At 30.9% G+C, this 20,088-nt stretch carries 14 protein-coding genes; 7 read left to right on the forward strand and 7 right to left on the reverse strand.

Annotation, left to right across the window (positions count from 1 at the left end):
• Positions 1–935: 935 nt before the first annotated feature.
• A complete protein-coding gene (locus ACSIGE_RS07150; RefSeq protein WP_440882071.1) occupies positions 936–2,528 on the reverse strand; it encodes a hypothetical protein in 1,593 nt (530 codons plus the stop codon).
• A gap of 535 nt (positions 2,529–3,063) precedes the next feature.
• On the reverse strand, positions 3,064–4,632 hold the full coding sequence (locus tag ACSIGE_RS07155; protein ID WP_440882072.1) for a hypothetical protein: 1,569 nt from the start codon (positions 4,630–4,632) through the stop codon (positions 3,064–3,066).
• A gap of 204 nt (positions 4,633–4,836) precedes the next feature.
• Here ACSIGE_RS07155 and ACSIGE_RS07160 point away from each other — a divergent pair, with 204 nt between their 5' ends.
• Positions 4,837–6,855 (forward strand): ComEC/Rec2 family competence protein, encoded by a 2,019-nt coding sequence (locus ACSIGE_RS07160; RefSeq protein ID WP_440882073.1) that lies wholly within the window; start codon positions 4,837–4,839, stop codon positions 6,853–6,855.
• 8 nt (positions 6,856–6,863) lie between these two features.
• Here the strand turns inward: ACSIGE_RS07160 and ACSIGE_RS07165 are convergent, their stop codons facing one another.
• The 4 genes from ACSIGE_RS07165 to ACSIGE_RS07180 form a co-directional block, all read right to left on the reverse strand.
• On the reverse strand, positions 6,864–7,379 hold the full coding sequence (locus tag ACSIGE_RS07165) for a thioredoxin family protein (protein ID WP_440882074.1): 516 nt from the start codon (positions 7,377–7,379) through the stop codon (positions 6,864–6,866).
• 96 nt (positions 7,380–7,475) lie between these two features.
• Complete coding sequence (locus tag ACSIGE_RS07170; RefSeq protein WP_440882075.1) at positions 7,476–9,224, reverse strand: peptide MFS transporter; 1,749 nt, start codon at positions 9,222–9,224, stop codon at positions 7,476–7,478.
• Positions 9,225–9,298: 74 nt separating this feature from the next.
• A complete protein-coding gene (locus ACSIGE_RS07175) occupies positions 9,299–10,681 on the reverse strand; it encodes a peptide MFS transporter (protein WP_440882076.1) in 1,383 nt (460 codons plus the stop codon).
• Positions 10,682–10,696: 15 nt separating this feature from the next.
• Positions 10,697–12,844: a S9 family peptidase gene (locus ACSIGE_RS07180; RefSeq protein WP_440882077.1), complete on the reverse strand. Its 2,148-nt coding sequence runs from the start codon at positions 12,842–12,844 to the stop codon at positions 10,697–10,699.
• Positions 12,845–12,985: 141 nt separating this feature from the next.
• On the opposite strand from ACSIGE_RS07180, the gene ACSIGE_RS07185 reads away from it, so the two are divergent.
• The 3 genes from ACSIGE_RS07185 to ACSIGE_RS07195 are packed head-to-tail and all read left to right on the forward strand — an operon-like array spanning position 12,986 to position 16,424.
• A complete protein-coding gene (locus ACSIGE_RS07185; protein ID WP_440882078.1) occupies positions 12,986–14,263 on the forward strand; it encodes a hydroxymethylglutaryl-CoA reductase, degradative in 1,278 nt (425 codons plus the stop codon).
• On the forward strand, positions 14,264–15,199 hold the full coding sequence (locus tag ACSIGE_RS07190; RefSeq protein ID WP_440882079.1) for a GYDIA family GHMP kinase: 936 nt from the start codon (positions 14,264–14,266) through the stop codon (positions 15,197–15,199).
• A gap of 4 nt (positions 15,200–15,203) precedes the next feature.
• Entirely contained in the window at positions 15,204–16,424 is a 1,221-nt protein-coding gene (locus ACSIGE_RS07195; RefSeq protein WP_440882080.1) for an NAD(P)/FAD-dependent oxidoreductase, read from the forward strand.
• 95 nt (positions 16,425–16,519) lie between these two features.
• Here the strand turns inward: ACSIGE_RS07195 and ACSIGE_RS07200 are convergent, their stop codons facing one another.
• The gene (locus tag ACSIGE_RS07200) at positions 16,520–16,753 is read right to left on the reverse strand and encodes a hypothetical protein (RefSeq protein ID WP_440882081.1); all 234 of its coding nucleotides are present in this window, start codon (positions 16,751–16,753) and stop codon (positions 16,520–16,522) included.
• A 756-nt stretch (positions 16,754–17,509) separates the two neighbouring features.
• Here ACSIGE_RS07200 and ACSIGE_RS07205 point away from each other — a divergent pair.
• The 3 genes from ACSIGE_RS07205 to ACSIGE_RS07215 are packed head-to-tail and all read left to right on the forward strand — an operon-like array spanning position 17,510 to position 20,088.
• Positions 17,510–18,589 (forward strand): diphosphomevalonate/mevalonate 3,5-bisphosphate decarboxylase family protein, encoded by a 1,080-nt coding sequence (locus ACSIGE_RS07205; protein ID WP_440882082.1) that lies wholly within the window; start codon positions 17,510–17,512, stop codon positions 18,587–18,589.
• A gap of 14 nt (positions 18,590–18,603) precedes the next feature.
• A complete protein-coding gene (locus ACSIGE_RS07210; RefSeq protein ID WP_440882083.1) occupies positions 18,604–19,104 on the forward strand; it encodes a toxin-antitoxin system YwqK family antitoxin in 501 nt (166 codons plus the stop codon).
• A 57-nt stretch (positions 19,105–19,161) separates the two neighbouring features.
• Positions 19,162–20,088, forward strand: a complete 927-nt coding sequence (locus ACSIGE_RS07215; RefSeq protein WP_440882084.1) for a mevalonate kinase family protein — start codon at positions 19,162–19,164, stop codon at positions 20,086–20,088.

The following is a 20,088-nucleotide window of genomic DNA, read 5'->3' on the forward strand; positions in this document are numbered from 1 at the left end:
AAATTATATTTATCTTTTTAACTTAAATTGATTAACAAACACCGAAGCCAACACATTGCCTTACAATAACATAAAGACAAAAAAAAACTTCAAATACCCTATTAATAACAAAAAAAACGAATTAAAAAACATTATTCACAACAATAAGGTGTTAAAATTATAAAAATAAAAACATCCATATTTTGTTCTTTGCTTTACATTGTCGAGGCAAAGCGACGTTTTTTAAGGTAATTCTACAACTAGTTTCTCTTAGAATATTTTGTTTTAATCTATACACGAGACCTTCTTTATTTTTTAGTATTATTTTCCAAAACTTACTTTTGTTAAATTTTAGTATAACCAAATATTCTTCAAGTAAGCTATAAAAATCATGTTGTCTAAAATTTTTATTAGTTTTTAAAATTGCTGCAATAATTTTATATCCATAAAAACTGGTAATAAATTTATTTTGTCTTCAGGGTTAAAATTAGTGGATAAAAAAAAGAAAATATCAATTGTAGTAATAATGAAGTATTATAATTGCTTCGATTCACAAAGGAACACAAAAAACTATAATACAACAATTTAAAAGCGTAAAATTATAAAAAAACAAATATTGATAGATGATCAAAATAATGAGTAAGAAAATAGCTTTAACGATCTTAAAAATCTCTATAATTTACTTTTAAATATAAAAAATCGAGGTAATTATTCATTACCTCGACTTTTTAATACATACATAATATCAATTTAAAGTAGTAGACTCTTATATTATGCTATCATTATTTAGTTTCCTAGTGTTTTTAGATTTATAACTTTGACGACCTTAAAGGTCTCTATGACTTACTATTTAATATAAAAAAGTCGAAATATTAAATTATCTCGACTTTTTTTGTTTGAACCCTTAAAAGGGTATTTGCATCTAAAAAACTTTGTTGCTAAAACTACGTGCGAACCTAGTTAACTTTCTTGTTTTTGAGTTTGTTAAGATTTATAGTAACAGTTTTTGAATCATATTGGGAATTAAAATCTCCTGCGACTATTTTAGATGAACCTGCTCTAAAAACTTCATAAGGAGTTTGCCAGGCAAAAACATCTAAAATATCAAGTACAATTGAATGCCTAACTTGTACTTCACCATTTTCAGGAACTCCGTTTTCAGGTATAAAAAAGTTTACCATTGCTTTCGGTTTTGTATGAGATCTTGACAAGGTAGGCATAGTCGTTGGTGTTACATGGTAGAAATTATCATCTGTAATTGGAGTAGCTGGTGAAAGTGTTTTATTGAGCCCTCCTTGTATAAGCGTCTCAATTGAAGGATCTTCTATCCTTACAACCTTTTTTAAATCTGGCTGTCTTGGGTGTTTGTACAAATATTCTTTTCCTGCTATTAGCGCTTGAATATATTGCAATCCTACTTCTCTAGTACCTATTCTATTTTCTTCATTTATTACTCTGTTATTAACATCTGATTGAGTCCACGCTGCTGATTGAGATCCGCTACTATAAGTATAAGATCCATTTAAATTTGCCCCTAAACTAGGACCATCTGCACCAACCGATGCATCCAAACCTCCTCCGATTGTAAACGAATAGTTAGGCTCAGATCTTGTTAGCGTTACAGTTGTACCTATCTTAGCGTCCGGATAATAATCTTTTGCTGCAGTATTTGTTGCCCCTATTAATTTTGTATTAAAAGTTAGCCCAGTTATAAGGTTTGATAGTTTTTGAAAATATTTATGTCCTCTACTTGGATACAAGAAATTATATTGTGAATTATAGGTTTTACTTCCAAATTTGGCTTCAGGGTGGGTAATACCATCAATTGGGAAATAATCTAGATGAATTCCATACCCAACTTCCTCTGTATCACTTGTCCTTCCTTTGGCTACTTTAAACACAACCGCATACTTAAAATTAATGTCCTGAAGATAAGAGGTAACTTGAAATTGATAATCAGAAAGCCCCCCTTTATTCTCGTCTTTATTTGTTTTATCAGAAGTTCTAAGTTTTTTCTTCATTTGAAGTTTTGACATGTCCTGTTGTAATTGATCTGTGATATCACCTAAAGTAACAGAATATGATTCATCAGAATTAGAAAAACTAGATTTTCCTTCTTGATAAATAAAAGTTTGATAACCTTCTTCTGAGTCTTTAGATGTCAAAACATATAGATCTGATGAATTATTAACATCTGCTAAAAATGCTACCATACTATTTTTCAAAGCTTCTTTTTCAACTTTATTTGAAGCTTTAACCAAATAATCAACACCTTGTTCTTGACAAAGCTCTACTAAACTAGCCGTTTCAGCGCCTTTGCCTTGGATCAGATAAATTGGGCCTGACCCCGTAATATCTGATTTACTATTAAGAACTTTAGAAGAGGTACCTGGAGGCAATAAAGACTCTAAACTGCTAGATTGACTAGAGTTCGCAACTTCTAGTTCTTCAGAAAAATTTTGCTCGTTACTATCACACGAGCTTAATACTGTAGTCCCTGCAATAGCTAATGCTAATAAGCGTAAAGAAATTGTTTTTTTAATATTCATTATTTTATATTTTTTTGGCAAAATTATAGTGAAAGAGTTGTTAAGAAATTAAACAAACTGCTCTTTTTAGAACACTTATTGCTTATTTCGCAATTTTTAATTAAAAAGAATTAATTTTCAATAAATAGACTTAAAAAAGTATGGGTAGAAGCTAACGGAAAACTCTTATGATTTTATCCTATATTTATAAGAATTTAAAAGGCTATGAAAAAAATAATAGAGTACTTTCCTTTCTATCTTATGCTGTCTATATGTGCAAAAATTTGTATAGAAAATATCAATTGTAGTAATAATGAAGTATTATAATCGCTTCGATTCACAAAGGAACACAAAAACCTGTAATACAGCAATTTAAAAAATAAATATTGATAGATGATCAAAATAATGAGTAAGAAAATAGCTTTAACGATCTTAAAAATCTCTATAATTTACTTTTAAATGTAAAAAATCGAGGTAATTATTTATTACCTCGACTTTTTAATACATACATAATATCAATTTAGAGTAGTAGACTATTATGTTATGCTATCATTATTTAGTTTCCTAATTTTTTTAGATTTATTTCAAAATCATGTGCAGGAGCTGAATGTTTCCAGAATGTTGCTTCAATCGAATATCTAGGGTGATCAACATTCCAGTACTCATATGGAGTTTGACCAGCTTTAGCATCCATATAATCTAAATAAATCTTGGCTTTTACTTTAACTACCCCATTGCTAGGAACATTATGATCTGCTATAAAGTAATTCACCATTGCGTTTGGATTCGTATTAGATCTTGACATACCTGGTAAACTTTGCATATCCGCAATAAAGAGTTCATCATGTGTTTCTGACGCAAACATACCTAATGGCTTATTTAACCCTCCTAATATAATAGTATTATCTCTTAAGTCATACGATCCTAATGGAGTCCTTGGATGCTCTTTAAGATAACGTTGTCCTGCCACATAGTCTTGTAGGTATTGAACGCCATGTTTCAATCCATTTGGCTCTTGATTGACTAAATGTTTAACATCTTCTGAAGTAATCGTACTTGAAAGACTTCCACTATTATAAGTATAAGATCCATTTAAATTTGCCCCTAAACTAGGACCATCTGCACTAACCGATGCGTCCAAACCTCCCCCGATTGTAAACGAATAACTTGGATTTTGACGTGTTCTTGATACGGATCCACTAATTTTAGCAACTGGAGAATGATCTTTTATAATAGCTTGACTTGGACCTGTCAATTCTGTTACAAAAGTAACTGCAGTAATTAAATCTGTTAGCTCTTGATAATATTTCATTCCATAACTTGGGTACCATATACTATAATCTGGATTTTTCCATAAGTCTCCAAATCTTGCTCGCTTGTGTACAACACCAGACTGAGGTAAATATTCCACATGAATACCATATCCACTATCTTTTGTATCATTTGTTATTCCTTTAGCTATTTTAACAACAACAATATACTTCAAAGATTTAGTATCTATAAAATAACTAGCTTCATGTTGATACTTATCAAAAGCTGTGCTTTTATTTCTAGTAGCGTTGAGAGCATTTTTTCCTGATAATTTTGATAATTCTTTACTAATCTCATTACTAATCTCATTTACAGTGAAAGATGAAATACTTACACTTTCCTCGTCCATACCTTTTGAAGATACTGACTTATCGTCACCTTCTTCATAAAAGATACTTTTTCGACCTTGGACTGGCTCTTCATAAGAAAGAACATATAAATTTGAATTATTCTTGTTGCTTCCCGCATAAGCTACCATAGTACTTTTCAAAGCTTCTTTTTCAACTTTATTTGAAGCTTTAACCAAATAATCAACACCTTGTTCTTGACAAAGCTCTGCTAAACTAGCCGTTTCAGCGCCTTTGTCTTGGATCAAATAAATTGGGCCTGACCCCGTAATATCTGATTTACTATTAAGAACTTTAGAAGAGGTACCTGGAGGCAATAAAGACTTTAAACTGCTAAATTGACTAGAGTTCGCAACTTCTAGTTCTTCAGAAAAATTTTGCTCGTTACTATCACACGAGCTTAATACTGTAGTCCCTGCAATAGCTAATGCTAATAAGCGTAAGGAAATTGTTTTTTTAATATTCATTATTTTATGTTTTTTTGGCAAAATTATAGTGAAAGGGTTGTTAAAAAATTAATCGAATCCTCGTTTTTAAAATACTTATTACTTATTTCGCAACTTTTAATTAAAAAGAATTAATTTTCAATAAATAGACTTAAAGAAGTATGGGTAGAAGCTAACGGAAAACTCTTATGATTTTATGCTATATTTATAAGAATTTAAAAGGCTATGAAAAAAATAATAGAGTACCTTCCTTTCTATCTTATGCTGTCTATATGTGTAGGAATTTGTATAGAAAATAATATGGATATACAAGAGCTAAGCTTACAAAAAAGTTATCTATACATTATTATAATAATTATTTTTCTATACTTCATAATGAATAAAATCGGTCATTTACTATTTATGTTGATAGTAATATTATTATTCATCAGTGTTGGCTTTCTAACTTCTTTTTTTAATAACCCTATAAACTATTCTAATTATTACAAAAAAATACCGTCAGAAAATAAAATTTTAACTCTTCACATAAAGGAAAAACTAAAATACAATTCGTATTATCAACGATATATAGGAGCAGTTGTCTCTGTAAATAATATAAAAACTAGAGGCAATGTACTTGTTAATATTAAAAATAAAGGCTCTAAATCATTAGAAATAGGTCAACTAATATATTCTAATGCTAACTTTAGTTCAATAAAACCTCCATTAACGTCAAGTCATTTTGACTACAAAAGCTATTTATCAAAAAAATATGTGTTCGAACAAATCTATTTGGATAATAATGAATTTCAAATACTAGAAACAAAAAATAATTCTATAATTAGAATTGCAGAAATATTGAGGGCAAGAATAGAAATATCTTTAGATAAACAACCTTTCTCAAAAGAAGTGCTTGCTGTTATAAAAGCACTTCTTATTGGACAACGTAAAGATTTGTCTAATAAAATAAGAACTGCTTATTCAAAAGCTGGCGTCATTCATATTCTTGCTATATCTGGACTACATCTTGGTATTTTACTCTACTTTTTAAACAGTATATTGGCTTTCCTTACTCAATTTAAATATGGTAGTCAGGTTAAATTTTTAATTATTTTAGTTATTTTATGGGGTTTCGCATTTATTTCAGGCCTTTCGGCATCCATAACGCGTTCTGCGACTATGTTTTCTTTCGTTATCATAGGAAAGTTATTGAATAAAAATACTTTTACGGAATATTCTATTATAAGTTCCATGCTATTTCTACTTTTAATAAAGCCTATGTTTTTGTTTCACATTGGTTTCCAGCTAAGCTATCTTGCTACCTTCGGGATTGTTTGGATATACCCAGTACTACAGAAACAAATACACTTTAGTAATGCTTTTTTTTCTAAAATATGGGAAATATTAATTATTTCTCTATCTGCACAAATCGCAATACTTCCTCTAAGCATCTATTATTTTAATAGCTTTTCAGGCCTGTTCCTAATTTCGAACTTAGTCATTATTTATTTTTTAAGCTTTGTTTTGATATTAGGAATTATAATTATCTCTATGGCAGTTATTAATATTTTACCCTATCCTATTGCTTTTCTATACAACTATATCATTTCTCAAATGAATAATTTTATTGAATGGATTTCCTCTTTCGATTATTTCATTTTCAAGAACCTTATCCTTAATAAGTTTGAAATACTTCTTTGTTATTTGATCATTTTTGGAAGCATCAATATACTTTATCACTTTACTAAAACCCGCTTTTTTCTGATTCTTTATTGTTTTTTAACATTTCAACTAGTAAATATTTATGAAAAAAGAGTAATTTATTTAAAAAACACCTTAACCGTTTTCCATGATAACAGAAATACTATTATCGGCAAGCAAAAGGGGAAAGATTTAATGATTTATCATTCTAAAGAGCATAAAAGCCTCGGTTATTTTACTGATCCAATTAAACAGAAAACAAACGTAAATATCAATTTAAGTAATAAAACCCCAAATATTATACAGCACAAAAATAATACTCTTTTAGTTTTAAAAGATACTTACTTACAGGGTTTAAAAGGAATAGATAAGAAGACAACTATTTTACTTTGTAACTCTCCCAAAATAAACCTTGAACGTATTTTGAAAAAAAACAATCCTAAACTGATAATTGCTGATGGAAGTAACTATAAAAGCTTTATAACTATATGGAAAAAAACATGTCTAAAACATAAAACACCGTTTTATTCCACTGAACAAAACGGTGCATATATTTTTAATTGAAACAAAAGCTAGATAGAACTTTTAAAATTTTTCTCAAAGTCTTTCCATTTCGTTTTTTTGTAGTTATCGTCATTGAAAAAAGCCAACACTATTTCAAATTTCTTTTCAGCCATATATCCTGGAACATTTTGTAGCAACTGTTTGTCTTTATTTAAAAATGCTGTAGATGGATAGCTCAATCTACCCTTCATTAACGCTGCTGCTAATTCGTGATATCCTCTTCTTCCTTGAGATTTGTAGGCAAAAGTTTTTCCTTCAAAACTAATATCATTTCGGTCTTCCCCATTTAATTTTACTGGATAATAATTTTCATTTATGTATTTTATAATTACCTCATTTTTATAGGTTGTATTATCCATTCTCTTGCACCAACCACACCAGTCCGTATAAATATCAATTAATATAGGTTTCGGTTCTTTTTCGTTTTTTTCCATAGCTTCCTCAAAAGACAACCAATCTATTTTATCTTGAGCATTTATACCCAAAGAAATTAAAGCTAGTATTATAAAAATAAAATTCTTCATATCTTCTTAATTTCAATAACTATTCCAAAATTACAAAAAAAACCTATTAATTCTCAACGATTTAACAGGTTTAATATTGTTTAACTATATAAGCTATTATTTAACTCCATGCATAAGTCTCTTTAAAACAGGATGTAATACTAAAGATATGATCCCTAATCCGAGAGGTATTAATGTAAAAATTAAGAAAAAACCTGATAAACTATATTCCTGTGTAATTTTTTCAATATCTCCACCAATGTAATGTGCTAGCTTATTTCCTATTGCAATTGCCAGATAATAAACTCCAAACATAAACGCAATCATTCTTGTTGGAATTAACTTGCTCAAATAGGAAAGCCCCATCGGTGACAAACATAGTTCTCCAAGCGTGTGAAATAAATAGGCCAAAACCAACCAAATCATACTTAAACTAGCACCTTCTGCACCTGCAGAAACATTTCTTGCACCAAAAGCTAAAAATCCAAAACCTAAAGCTAACAAAGCCAGACCAAGAAAATACTTAACTGACGCAGGTGGGTTATAATCGCTGTCCCACCACTTTGTAAATAACGGAGCAAATATGATAATAAACAAAGAGTTTAAAATAGCAAACCAAGTAACCGGAACTTCAGTTTCAGAACTACTAAACTCTGTGTAAATTTTATATAAAACAATGATCCAGACAATAACGAAACTAGATCCTAGTATAATGTTTGACAATCCGATTTTGGTATAGGTCTTTCTAAATAGACTTATTAAAACATACGTTATAATACCTAATGGAACAACAGTTACCAATAGATCAATTACTTTAAATATAGTTCCTGAAGTACCTTCTAAAATTCTATCTGTAAAATCTCTTGTATAAATAGGCAAAGATCCTGCTGCTTGTTCAAAAGCAGCCCAGAAGAAAATTGTGAATAAACTAAAGATGGCAAATGCAATCATTCTGTCTCTTTCAATTCTTGTATATCTTGGTATTCTTACCAATAATAGTACAATAAATGAAATTGCCGCTAATAGCGCAAAAAACAATGAATCAGACAACCCAGCAACACTAAAATTCAAAATATTAATATTTCCAATCTTACTTAAAGGGTCATTAATGATAAAAATTAAAGCAGAAATAGTAAAAAGCCCTATTAATATATAATCAATAATAGAAAAAGGATTTCTTACTCCTACTTCCTCTTCTACCTCTATTTTTTCTTTATTTGTTTTCAAAGGCTTGTCTCCAAGTGTTCCAAAAATCGGTTGTGCATAATAGAACTGCAACATTCCTAACAACATAAAAACACCTGCTAATCCAAACCCATAACTCCATCCTATTTTTTCTCCAACCCATCCACATAACATAATACCTATGAACGCACCTGCATTTACCCCCATGTAAAAAATATTATATGCTCCATCTTTTTTATCATCTTTTCCTGCATACATCTTTGAAATGATTGAGGTCATATTGGGTTTAAAAAAACCGTTTCCTATAATCAATAAAGCTATTCCAATATACAAAGATGTTGGTGTTTCAAAAGCCATTGAAGCATGCCCCAAAGTCATTAGAAGTGCTCCAATTACAACAGCCATTCTGTATCCAATTTTATTATCAGCTAACCATCCCCCAAGCAAAGGTGTAAGGTATACAAAAAGGGCGTAAGTACCTAGTAACGATAAGGCAGCGGAAGTACTCCAACCCCATCCTGGATTATCTCCTAAAACTGCTCCTGTTAAAAAAATAACCAGAATAGCACGCATTCCATAATAAGAAAAACGCTCCCACATTTCTGTAAAGAATAGAACAAATAGTCCCGCCGGATGCCCCAGTACTTTATCTTTAAATAAATTCTCGATATCTGTCTTCATATATTTCTAATATTTAGTTTGTAAACGCAACAAACCTCCCAAGTTTTTCTTGTGAGGTTTATCGCATAAAATAATTAATTATTATTTTCTATATTTTCAGCACCATGAGTTAATCTTTTTAATGGCTTTAGCAACGTTATGATTAATACCCCAAATATTGTACAAAATATAGCAATTCCTGTAAATACTTGAAATTCTCCAGCTCCCTCAGACAATTCTCCAACGAATCCAGCTACTTTGTTTCCTAATCCTGTAGCAGCAAAATAAGCTCCCATCATAAAAGACGCATACTTTACTGGAGCTAATTTTGTGATGAAAGATAAGGCTACTGGCGAAGCACATAATTCACCGATAGTGTGGAATAAGTAAGCTAAAACTAACCATATCATGGCTGATTTTTCAACAACTTCCTCCCCATTCATTACAACCTCTGTACTTGCTTTGCTCATAAAGAAGAATCCAAATGCCATGATAATAACTCCCACAGCCATTTTGAATAATGAAGAAGATTCTTTTCCTTTTTTACCCCAGTTATACCAGAACCCACCAACAGCAGTACCTAGTACAATAATGAAAAATGCATTAATCGATTGAAAAACCGCAGCAGGAATTTCATTCCCTATAAGCGGTAAAGAAAAAGAAAGAATTCTATTTGTTTTTTGCTCAGTGTATAGACTCATTAAACCTCCAGCTTGCTCAAAAGCACCCCAAAAAACAATAATGATTAGGAATGACAAGAACATTACTAACATTCTATCTTTCTCGACCTGAGTTAAAGGTTTCTTCATTAATTCCTTGTCTGGAGAATCTTTCTTTCCAAGGAATTCACCCACTCCATCTAAATACTTTAATCCGAACATATAAACTAACTGCCCCAATGCCATTCCAATTCCAGCTAAACCGAAACCATAATGCCAACCATACTTGGCGGCAACGGCTCCAACAATAAGAGCTCCCAAAAATGCTCCTAAATTAATACCTATGTAAAATATATAAAATCCTTTGTCTCTTCTGTCATCTCCTTGATTGTATAAACCACCAACCATGGTCGAAATATTTGGCTTCAAAAAACCAACACCAATTACAATTAAAATCAATCCTGCGAAAAAAGCCCACTGTGCATTAATCGCCAATATTCCATGGCCCGCACATAACAACAAACCTCCTAACATCACAGCCTTTTTTTGACCTATAAACTTATCGGCAATCCAACCTCCTGGTATAGATGTTAAATACACGAACATTGTATAGGTTCCATAAAAAGACAATGTCTCTGCATTTGTCCATCCATATCCCGACTGCGGATCCCCTAGAATAACAGGAGCTGCAAGAAAAAGTGTTAAAATAGCACGCATTCCGTAATAAGAAAAACGTTCCCACATTTCTACAAAGAATAGAACATAAAGCCCAGCAGGATGTCCAAAGATTTCTTTCTCTGCTACTATATTTTTAGCCATATTTATTTGTTTAGTTTATAAGTTATTTTTGATAAAGTTAGTCATTTTAGTATAAAGATGTAAACGTGTATTACCTCCATAAATACCATGATTTTTATCTGGGTATATAGCCCATTCAAAATCTTTATTAGCTTGAACTAATGCCTCTACCATTCTATATGTATTCTGAACATGTACATTATCATCACCTGTACCATGAATTAACAGGTACTTTCCTTTCAATAATTCTGGGTAGCTTAGCGGAGAGTTCTCGTCATAACCTGAAGCATTCTCTTCTGGAGTTCTCATGTAACGCTCTGTATATATTGTATCATAAAAACGCCATGTGGTAACAGGCGCAACAGCTATTGCTGCAGCAAAAACTTCATTTCCTTTAAGTATGCAATTGGTACTCATATAGCCACCGTAAGACCATCCCCAAATACCAATTCTTTTTGCATCAATGTAAGAAAGTTCTCCTATTTTTTTGGCAGCTTCAATCTGATCTTCCATTTCATATTTTCCAAGATTTTTGTAGGTAATTTTTTTAAAGTCTCGTCCTTTAAATCCTGTACCTCTTCCATCAACACATGCTATTATATAACCTTGCTGAGCTAACATTTGATACCAGTACTCATTTGACCCACCCCATCTATTCGCTACCTGTTGTGAACCTGGACCAGAATATTGATACATTAAAAGAGGGTATTTTTTTGAAGGATCAAAATTAGTTGGTTTGATCATATACATATTCAACTCCTCTCCATTTACAGAAATAGTAGAAAATTCTTTACTAGCAATATTATACTCTGCTAATTTCGACTTTAGAGCAGCGTTGTCTTTTATAATTTTCAAAACTTCTCCTTTTGCATTTCTCAATGAATAAATACTTGGTGTACTTGCATCTGAATAGGTATTAATGAAATAGTTTAAATTTTTACTAAAAGCTGCTATATTTGTTCCAGTTTGCTCACTTAGTAGCTTTTTATTTTTTCCTTCTAAAGAGATACTATAAACACCTCTATTTATCGATCCATTTTCGACTGATTGATAACAAATTGTATTGTTTGTTTTATTAAATCCATAATAAGAAGTTACCTCCCATTCTCCTTTTGTTATTTGATTAATCAGTTTCCCTGCTTTATTGTAGTGATAAATATGATTAAAACCATTTTTTTCGCTTGTCCAAATAAAACTGTTATCGTCTAAAAAAGTTAAATCATCATTAACATCCACATAGGCTTTGTCTTTCTCATTTAATATTAGCTGACTACGATAAGTATCAACATTAACAAAATACAGATTTAAGTCATTTTGATGACGATTAAGTGTTCTAACAGCCAAAACTTTATCATCTTTAGTCCAGTTTATCCTTGGAATGTATTCATATTCACCTACAGTGATTTCTGCTGTTTTATTAGTTTTTAAAGAAAAAATATGCAGTGAAACCTTAGCATTATCCTCTCCAGCTTTGGGATATTTAAATACATGCTGAACTGGATACTTCCCATTACCAAAAACATCCATTGAAAACGTTTTAACCTTACTTTCATCAAATCTTAAAAAAGCAAGATGATTACTATCTCCACTCCATTCGAAAGCTTTAACAAAACCAAATTCTTCTTCATAAACCCAATCAGTAATACCATTTATTATTTTGTTCTCTTCACCACTAGATGTAATTTTATAAACAACCTCTTCTTTATCGAAACTCTTTATGAATAAATTATTTTCTTTTGCAAATGCAACTTTTTTACTATCTGGCGAAAAAGTGGGTTCCTGTATATCTTCCCCTATTAAAGAAATCTTTTTTGTTTTTATGTCATAAACATAAAATGTACCAAGAAACGAATGACGAAATATCTGTTTAAAATTAGTTCCTAAAATTAATTTTGTTTCATCATTATTAAACTCATAGGAATTAAAATAATCAATATTTGCTAAATCTTTACTGTCAACTATTGTTTCTATTTTTTCTAAAGTCTCATAACTGTATTTATTGACCGAAGAACTAAATCCATCAAAGTCAATGAGTGAATAAAAATCACCATTCATGGAATTTAGGGAGTTCATATAATCAGATCTAAAAGTATTGTTTTTCCATATGTCTTCTAGAGAAATGTTCTTTTTTTGCGCTTGAAGTAAAGTAGATAATCCAAGAACAAAGATTAATAATTTGTTCATATTTAGTATTGTCTGTGTCAAAAGTTTGCCAAGTTTACGGAAAATTCATTAATTTTTAGATCAAAATGATCATAAATATGTTCAGATAATACTAAATTAATTGGATTCATTTATCTTTGACCTCCTAAAACTTAATGAAGAATGGCGAAAGTTATTTCAGGATTTTCAAAGCTATCGAAAAAAGAAAAAATTGACTGGTTAGCAACTAACTTTTTTAATAATCAGAATGAAATTATTGAAACGATAAAACAGTACTGGAATGCTGATGAAGCATTGCAAAGGCTTCATGATGATTTTATAGAAAACACGATCACCAATTTTTATATGCCGTATGGTATCGCTCCTAATTTTGTTATAAACGATAAAGAGCATGTAATTCCTATGGTAGTTGAAGAAAGCTCTGTTGTTGCAGCTGCCTCATTAGTTGCTAAATTTTGGAGTACAAGAGGAGGTTTCAAAACAAAGGTTATTTCTACTACAAAAGTAGGACATATCCACTTTATGTATTCTGGTAACAAAGAAGATTTAGAAACCTATTTCGAAACACAAAAAAATAATTTACTCAAAGCAACCCTTTCCATTACAAAGAATATGAGAAAAAGAGGTGGTGGGATTTTAGACATTAACCTTATTGACAAGACCAAAAGTCTTACTGATTACTATCAACTTCATGTTTGCTTTGAAACAAAAGACTCAATGGGCGCTAATTTTATAAATTCTTGCTTGGAGGCTATTGCAAATGAATTTAGAAGAAATGATATTGATATTATTATGAGTATTCTTTCAAACTATGTCCCCGAATGTTTGGTAAGATCTGAAGTATCTTGTAAAGTTCAAGATTTAGGAGGTGAAAATCCTGAAAAGTTTGCAAGAAAATTCCAACAAGCAGTTAAAATTGCTGAAATAGAACCTTACAGAGCTGTAACACATAATAAAGGTATTATGAACGGTATAGATGCCGTTGTTTTAGCGACTGGAAACGACTTTAGAGCCATTGAAGCAGGAGTTCATGCTTATGCGTCCAAAGAGGGTACATATAAAAGTTTATCTCATTGCGAAATTGAAAATGGAATCTTTAAATTTTGGATCGAACTTCCCTTAGCAATAGGAACTGTTGGGGGATTAACAGCCTTGCATCCAATGGCCAAACTCTCATTGGATATGATGGGAAGACCCTCCGCTCCAAAGTTAATGGAAATTATTGCTACAGCAGGCTTAGCTCAGAACTTTGCCGCATTACGAGCCTTGACAACAAAAGGAATTCAACATGGCCATATGAAAATGCATTTAATGAATATTTTAAATCAAATGGGAGCCTCAAATGAAGAAAAAAACATAATCTCTAAAGAATTTGAAAACAGTACTGTTTCACATAGTGCAGTAGTACAAAAACTTAAAAATTTGAGAAAAAACTCTTAGATGGATTCAGTAAGATATTATAGTAACGGAAAACTACTTCTTACAGGAGAATACTTGGTACTCGATGGAGCAGAAGCTTTAGCTGTTCCATCTAAGTTTGGTCAAGATTTAACTGTGCAAAGTATAAATGATCCTGAATTAATTTGGGCCAGCTTCACCCAATCAGGAAATTGCTGGTTTGAGGCTAGTTTTAGCCTTCCAAAATTAAGATTAACATCAGCTACTTTTAATTCTAATATTGAGGGAAGTTCAGAATTTATTGCAGAAACCCTCCAAAAAATATTACAACAAGCTAGAAAATTAAACCCTAATTTCCTTAATACTTCGAGTGGTTTTATTGCTAAAACAAAATTAACTTTTTCAAGAAATTGGGGGTTAGGAAGTTCTTCAACCTTGATCAATAATATAGCAGAATGGGCTCAAATAGATCCTTTTACGTTATTAGAAAACTCTTTTTCAGGAAGTGGTTACGATATTGCTTGCGCCAAAAACAACACTCCAATACTTTATCAAATTGAAGAAAAAAAACCTATCATAAAAAAAGTTAATTTTAATCCAAATTTTAAAGATCAACTATTTTTTGTTCACTTAAATCAGAAGAAAAATAGTAGAGAGGGAATTGCCCAGTATAAAAAAGTAAAAGACAAAGTTAAGCAACACATATCATCAATAAACGACATCACCCATAGATTATTGATATGTAAATCTATTAATGATTTTGGTTCTATTATTAAGGAGCACGAACAAATAATAAGTGGGATCATAAAAGAAAAACCTGTTAAGAAAAAATTATTTTCAGATTATTTTGGAGAAATTAAGAGCCTAGGAGCTTGGGGCGGTGATTTTATATTAGCGACTGGAAACAATGATACCCCCGAATATTTTAAAAATAAAGGTTTTAAAACTATTTTAAGTTATAATCAAATGATTTTGTAAAGCTGTGAAAAAAGTAATTATTATTGGAGGAGGTGCTGCTGGTTTCTTTACAGCAATAAATGTCAAAGAATTAAATCCAGAATTAGACGTTACAATTCTTGAAAAAGGAAAAGATGTTTTGCAAAAAGTTAAAATATCAGGTGGTGGACGTTGTAACGTTACACATGCTTGCTTTGAACCTAAAGAACTAATTAAAAACTATCCAAGAGGAAAAAAGGAATTATTGGGACCTTTCCATCAATTTATGACTGGCGATACTTTTGAATGGTTTGATAATCGTGGCGTACCTTTAAAGGTTGAAAATGATAACCGAGTATTTCCAGAAGCAAACACTTCTCAGGCAATTATTAGTTGTTTTACAGAATTAACTAATAAACTAAATATAAAAGTTACTACGAATCAAAACGTAATTGATATTGAACATCAAAATCACTCATGGAAGGTTATCACTAAAAATAAAAATCACCAATGTGATTTTCTAGTTATTGCCTCAGGTAGTGGCAAGAAAATATGGGATTTAGCAAAAAAGCTAAATCATAAAATCATCACACCCGTCCCTTCATTATTCACCTTCAATATTAAAGACCCTCGGATTTTTGACTTAGGAGGAGTATCGGTTCCCAATGCTATTGTAAAAATTGCTAAAACAAAGCTAGAAAATTCAGGTCCTTTACTAATTACCCATTGGGGATTAAGTGGTCCTGCTGTTTTAAAGCTTTCTGCTCATGGAGCAAGGATATTATCAGAAAAAAACTATCAATACAATGTTATCGTCAATTGGCTTGGTATGGATAGTGATGAAGTTCTTGAAATGTTAAATAATTTTAAAAAAAAGCTTTCCAAAAAACATATTTATTTAAGATCTCCTTTTTCAAATCTTCCTAAAAGATTATGGGAACGTCTACTAAATGCAACCAAGATTTCAACTAACGCAAATTGGGCTGATTTAAGTAACAAGCAGCTAAACAGCTTGTCGATTCAATTAACGCAAGGACTATTTAACGCAAATGGTCGAACTACTTTTAAAGACGAATTCGTCACCGCTGGTGGAATTGACCTAAAAGAAATTGACTTTAAGCGATTCGAAAGTAAAATACATAAAAATCTATTTATCGTTGGCGAAGCCTTAAATATAGATGCTGTTACAGGTGGATTCAATTTTCAAAACGCTTGGACAAGCGGATATATCTGTGCTAAAAGCATTGCTGAAAATTCTATTTTGTAACCAAATTTATCTACAATTTAAAAAAACAACTAATTCTTTTTTCAATCAAATATTGCTAATAAAAAAGTTTGACAAAATAGCTTCAAACAGTTATTTTAGACTACTTTCAAACCCCTATGAGGTTTCAACGCATCTCTGAATATCTTCATATTTGCCTCGTCGACAATTATAAAAGCCAGTACATGAAACTTGTTAATTTCTTCGAGATTGATATCAAAAAAAGGTAGGTCGTTTTGGTCCACAAACTCTTTTAAATGCAAACAATGATGTTTTGCTATTTCAAAACTATCCTCTCCTCTGAAGTCCCAAACTAATTTAATTTTATGCATCAACCTTATATTTTTTTCACAAAAATACCTATTCCAAGAGAAATAGGTATTAATTATTAAATAAATTCAAAATGAGAACAAGACTCGTTTTTTTAAAATTTTGCTGTGGGGGACAATTTATTTGAGTTTTTAACTATTTATAAAATTATTATTACTCTAATAACGAAAAAAACGTAAGTTAAGTATCTACTAACTTTTTTTTAACATTAAAGCTTAGAAACAAACCGATACAAATGAAAAATATTAAACTAAGTTCAATCTTTTTAAAATCATAAAATCAAATTTTATTTATTTTACGATACAAAAAAACCCGCTCCAAAATTAGAGCGGGAAAATTGCTATGAAAAAGAAAAATTCTAAGACGTCTCTTAGAACTGACGCAAAAATATAAAAAAAACAGTATTCATTATGTTAAAAAAAGGCACTTAAGCACACCTGAAAACCCTATTTATAAATACTCAAAAACCCTAACAAACTAGGCGTTAGCACTAGTAAAACTAACTAATAAAACAACTAAAGATATTAACCTAAAAATTACCAAAATTCTTTTAAAAAGAATTAAATGCTATTTTAAGACTATAGCAACAAATTAAATAATTCTACGAAAGTCAATAACATTCTCTTTTAATAGTAACTAAAAAACCTGATTGAGTAAAAGAATAAAGACAACGTTCTCTTTTCAATATTTTTCAGAATCGTAAGCATTGTCTTTATTAGAAAATAACATGTACTTTTGTAAAAACTATAAGTTTAAGAATGTTAGAATTTATTTTTCAAGGAGCCTGCAATGATATTAAAAAAACTAGTCATAAATGGCAAACTCCAAGTAATATTGCACTTGTAAAATACTGGGGAAAAACACATCCGCAACTACCCAAAAATGCTTCTATAAGTTTTACTTTAAACAACTGCAATACAAGAACTAGAATAGACTTCAATAAAAAACAAAATAACAATAGTATTGAATTTGAAATCTTTTTTGAAGGAAAAATTAAAGAAGAGTTTAAACCAAAAATTGCCGATTTTTTTGATAGAATTAAAAAATACTGCCCTTATATTTATGACTATCGAATGGTAATATATTCAGAAAACTCTTTCCCGCATAGTAGTGGGATCGCTTCCTCAGCAAGTGGGATGTCTGCTATTGCTATGTGTATTATGAATCTTGAAAAGGATTTGAATCCAAATATGAAAGATAGCTACCTAAAGCAAAAAGCTTCTTTCCTGGCTAGATTGGGTTCAGGTAGTGCCAGTAGAAGTATCGAAGGTCCATTAGTTGTTTGGGGGAAACACCTTGACATAGCTGGAAGCTCTGATAATTATGCCATTAAGTTCCCCTATAAAACTCACCCCGTCTTTGACAACTATCAGGATTGTATTTTGATAGTAGATAAAGGGGAAAAAGATGTTTCCAGTACTCTGGGGCATAATTTAATGCATAACCATCCATTTGCTGAGCAAAGATTTAAACAAGCCAACGATAATTTAAAAAAAATCTCAGATATTCTCCAAAACGGTAATCTGAAAGAATTCATAAGTCTCGTAGAAAGTGAAGCCTTAAGTTTACATGCAATGATGCTAACAAGTAATCCTTACTTTGTTCTTATGAAACCTAAAACCCTTGAAATAATTAATAAGATATGGAATTACAGACGAGAAAATGATAGTAATATTTGCTTTACTCTTGACGCTGGTGCTAATGTTCATCTATTATACCCTCTCTCAGAGAAAAAAGAAGTAGATTTTTTCATAAAATCAGAACTGTTAAAGTTTTGCCAAAAAAATCATTATATTTGTGATTATACAGGATCCGGATCTAAAAAAATTAATTCATAACCACTACCCTAATCATGAAAAACACTACTTCTCTTCTTTCTGTCATTACACTAATAATATTCTCACTAAATGGTTTTGGTCAAGAAACTATTTGGTTCAATTCGAATTGGCAACCCACTACAGAATCTCAAGGAAAATACTATCGACCCTATCCTAAAAAAATTGACCAAGGCTACTGGATAGTAGATTATTACATGAATGGACAAGTTCAAATGGAAGGATACAGTAGTATATTAACTCCAGGCAAAGAAGAGTTTGAAGGCTTGGTACTTTATTATCATGAAAATGGGACGCCTTTTCATAAAGCAAATTATAAAAATGGACAATTGCATGGAATTCGAAAAGTTTATTACGAAACTGGAGAACTCAAGGAACAGGGAAGATATGTCGAAGGGAAGCGCTCTGGAATTTGGAAAACCTTTTACAAAAATGGAAAAATAAAAGAAAAAGGTAAATACAAAGACAATGAAAAGTCCGGAATTTGGAAAACTTTTCATAAAAATACAAAACAATAAATTGGAATCTAGAGGTATTACTTGTATTTTTGTATTACTGAAACATTTACAACACCTATGAAAGGACCTTTATTCTATGCAAAAATTTTGCTCTTTGGGGAATATGGTATAATCAAAGAGTCTAAAGGACTGGCTATTCCATTTAATTCATATAAAGGAGCTTTAAAAACAGTGAATACACTGAATGGTGAAGCAAAAAAGTCTAATGAAAACCTTTTAGGATTTCATCAATATCTAAAAGAGCATGGTAGTGAGCTTATCCAATTAGACCTTGAAAGTTTCAAATGTGATATTAATAATGGAATGTATTTTGATTCCTCAATTCCTCAGGGATATGGAGTTGGTAGTTCTGGCGCTCTTGTTGCCTCAATTTATGACAAATATGCTTCCAAAAAGATTACAGTTCTTGAAAATTTAACAAGAAATAAGCTATTGACTCTTAAGGAAACCTTTTCCATAATGGAATCATATTTCCACGGTAAGAGCTCTGGACTAGACCCTCTGAACTCTTACTTAAGTCTTCCTATTCTTATAAATTCTAAAGAGAATATCGAAGCAACTGGTATACCCTCTCAAAAAGACGGAAGAGCCGCTGTTTTCTTACTAGATTCCGAACAAATTGGAGAAACAGAACCTATGGTCAATATTTTCATGAATAAAATGAAAAATAAAGGCTTTAGAAAAATGTTAAGTGATGAATTTTCTATCCATACTGATGCGTGTATCGAAGATTTCTTACAAGGCAATATAAAATCGCTATTCGGTAATGTGAAAAAACTATCAAAAGTGGTTTTTAAAAACTTTAAGCCAATGATACCTTCGGCTTTTCACAAGGTTTGGGAAAAAGGGATAAGAACAAATGATTACTATTTAAAACTCTGTGGATCTGGTGGCGGTGGTTATATTTTGGGCTTTACTGAAGATTATGAAAAAGCAAAAATTAGCTTAAAAGACTATAAACTAGAATTGGTATATCGTTTCTAA

Origin of the sequence: Tenacibaculum profundi (assembly GCF_052050075.1) — a bacterium.
Classification (GTDB): Bacteria; Bacteroidota; Bacteroidia; order Flavobacteriales; family Flavobacteriaceae; genus Polaribacter.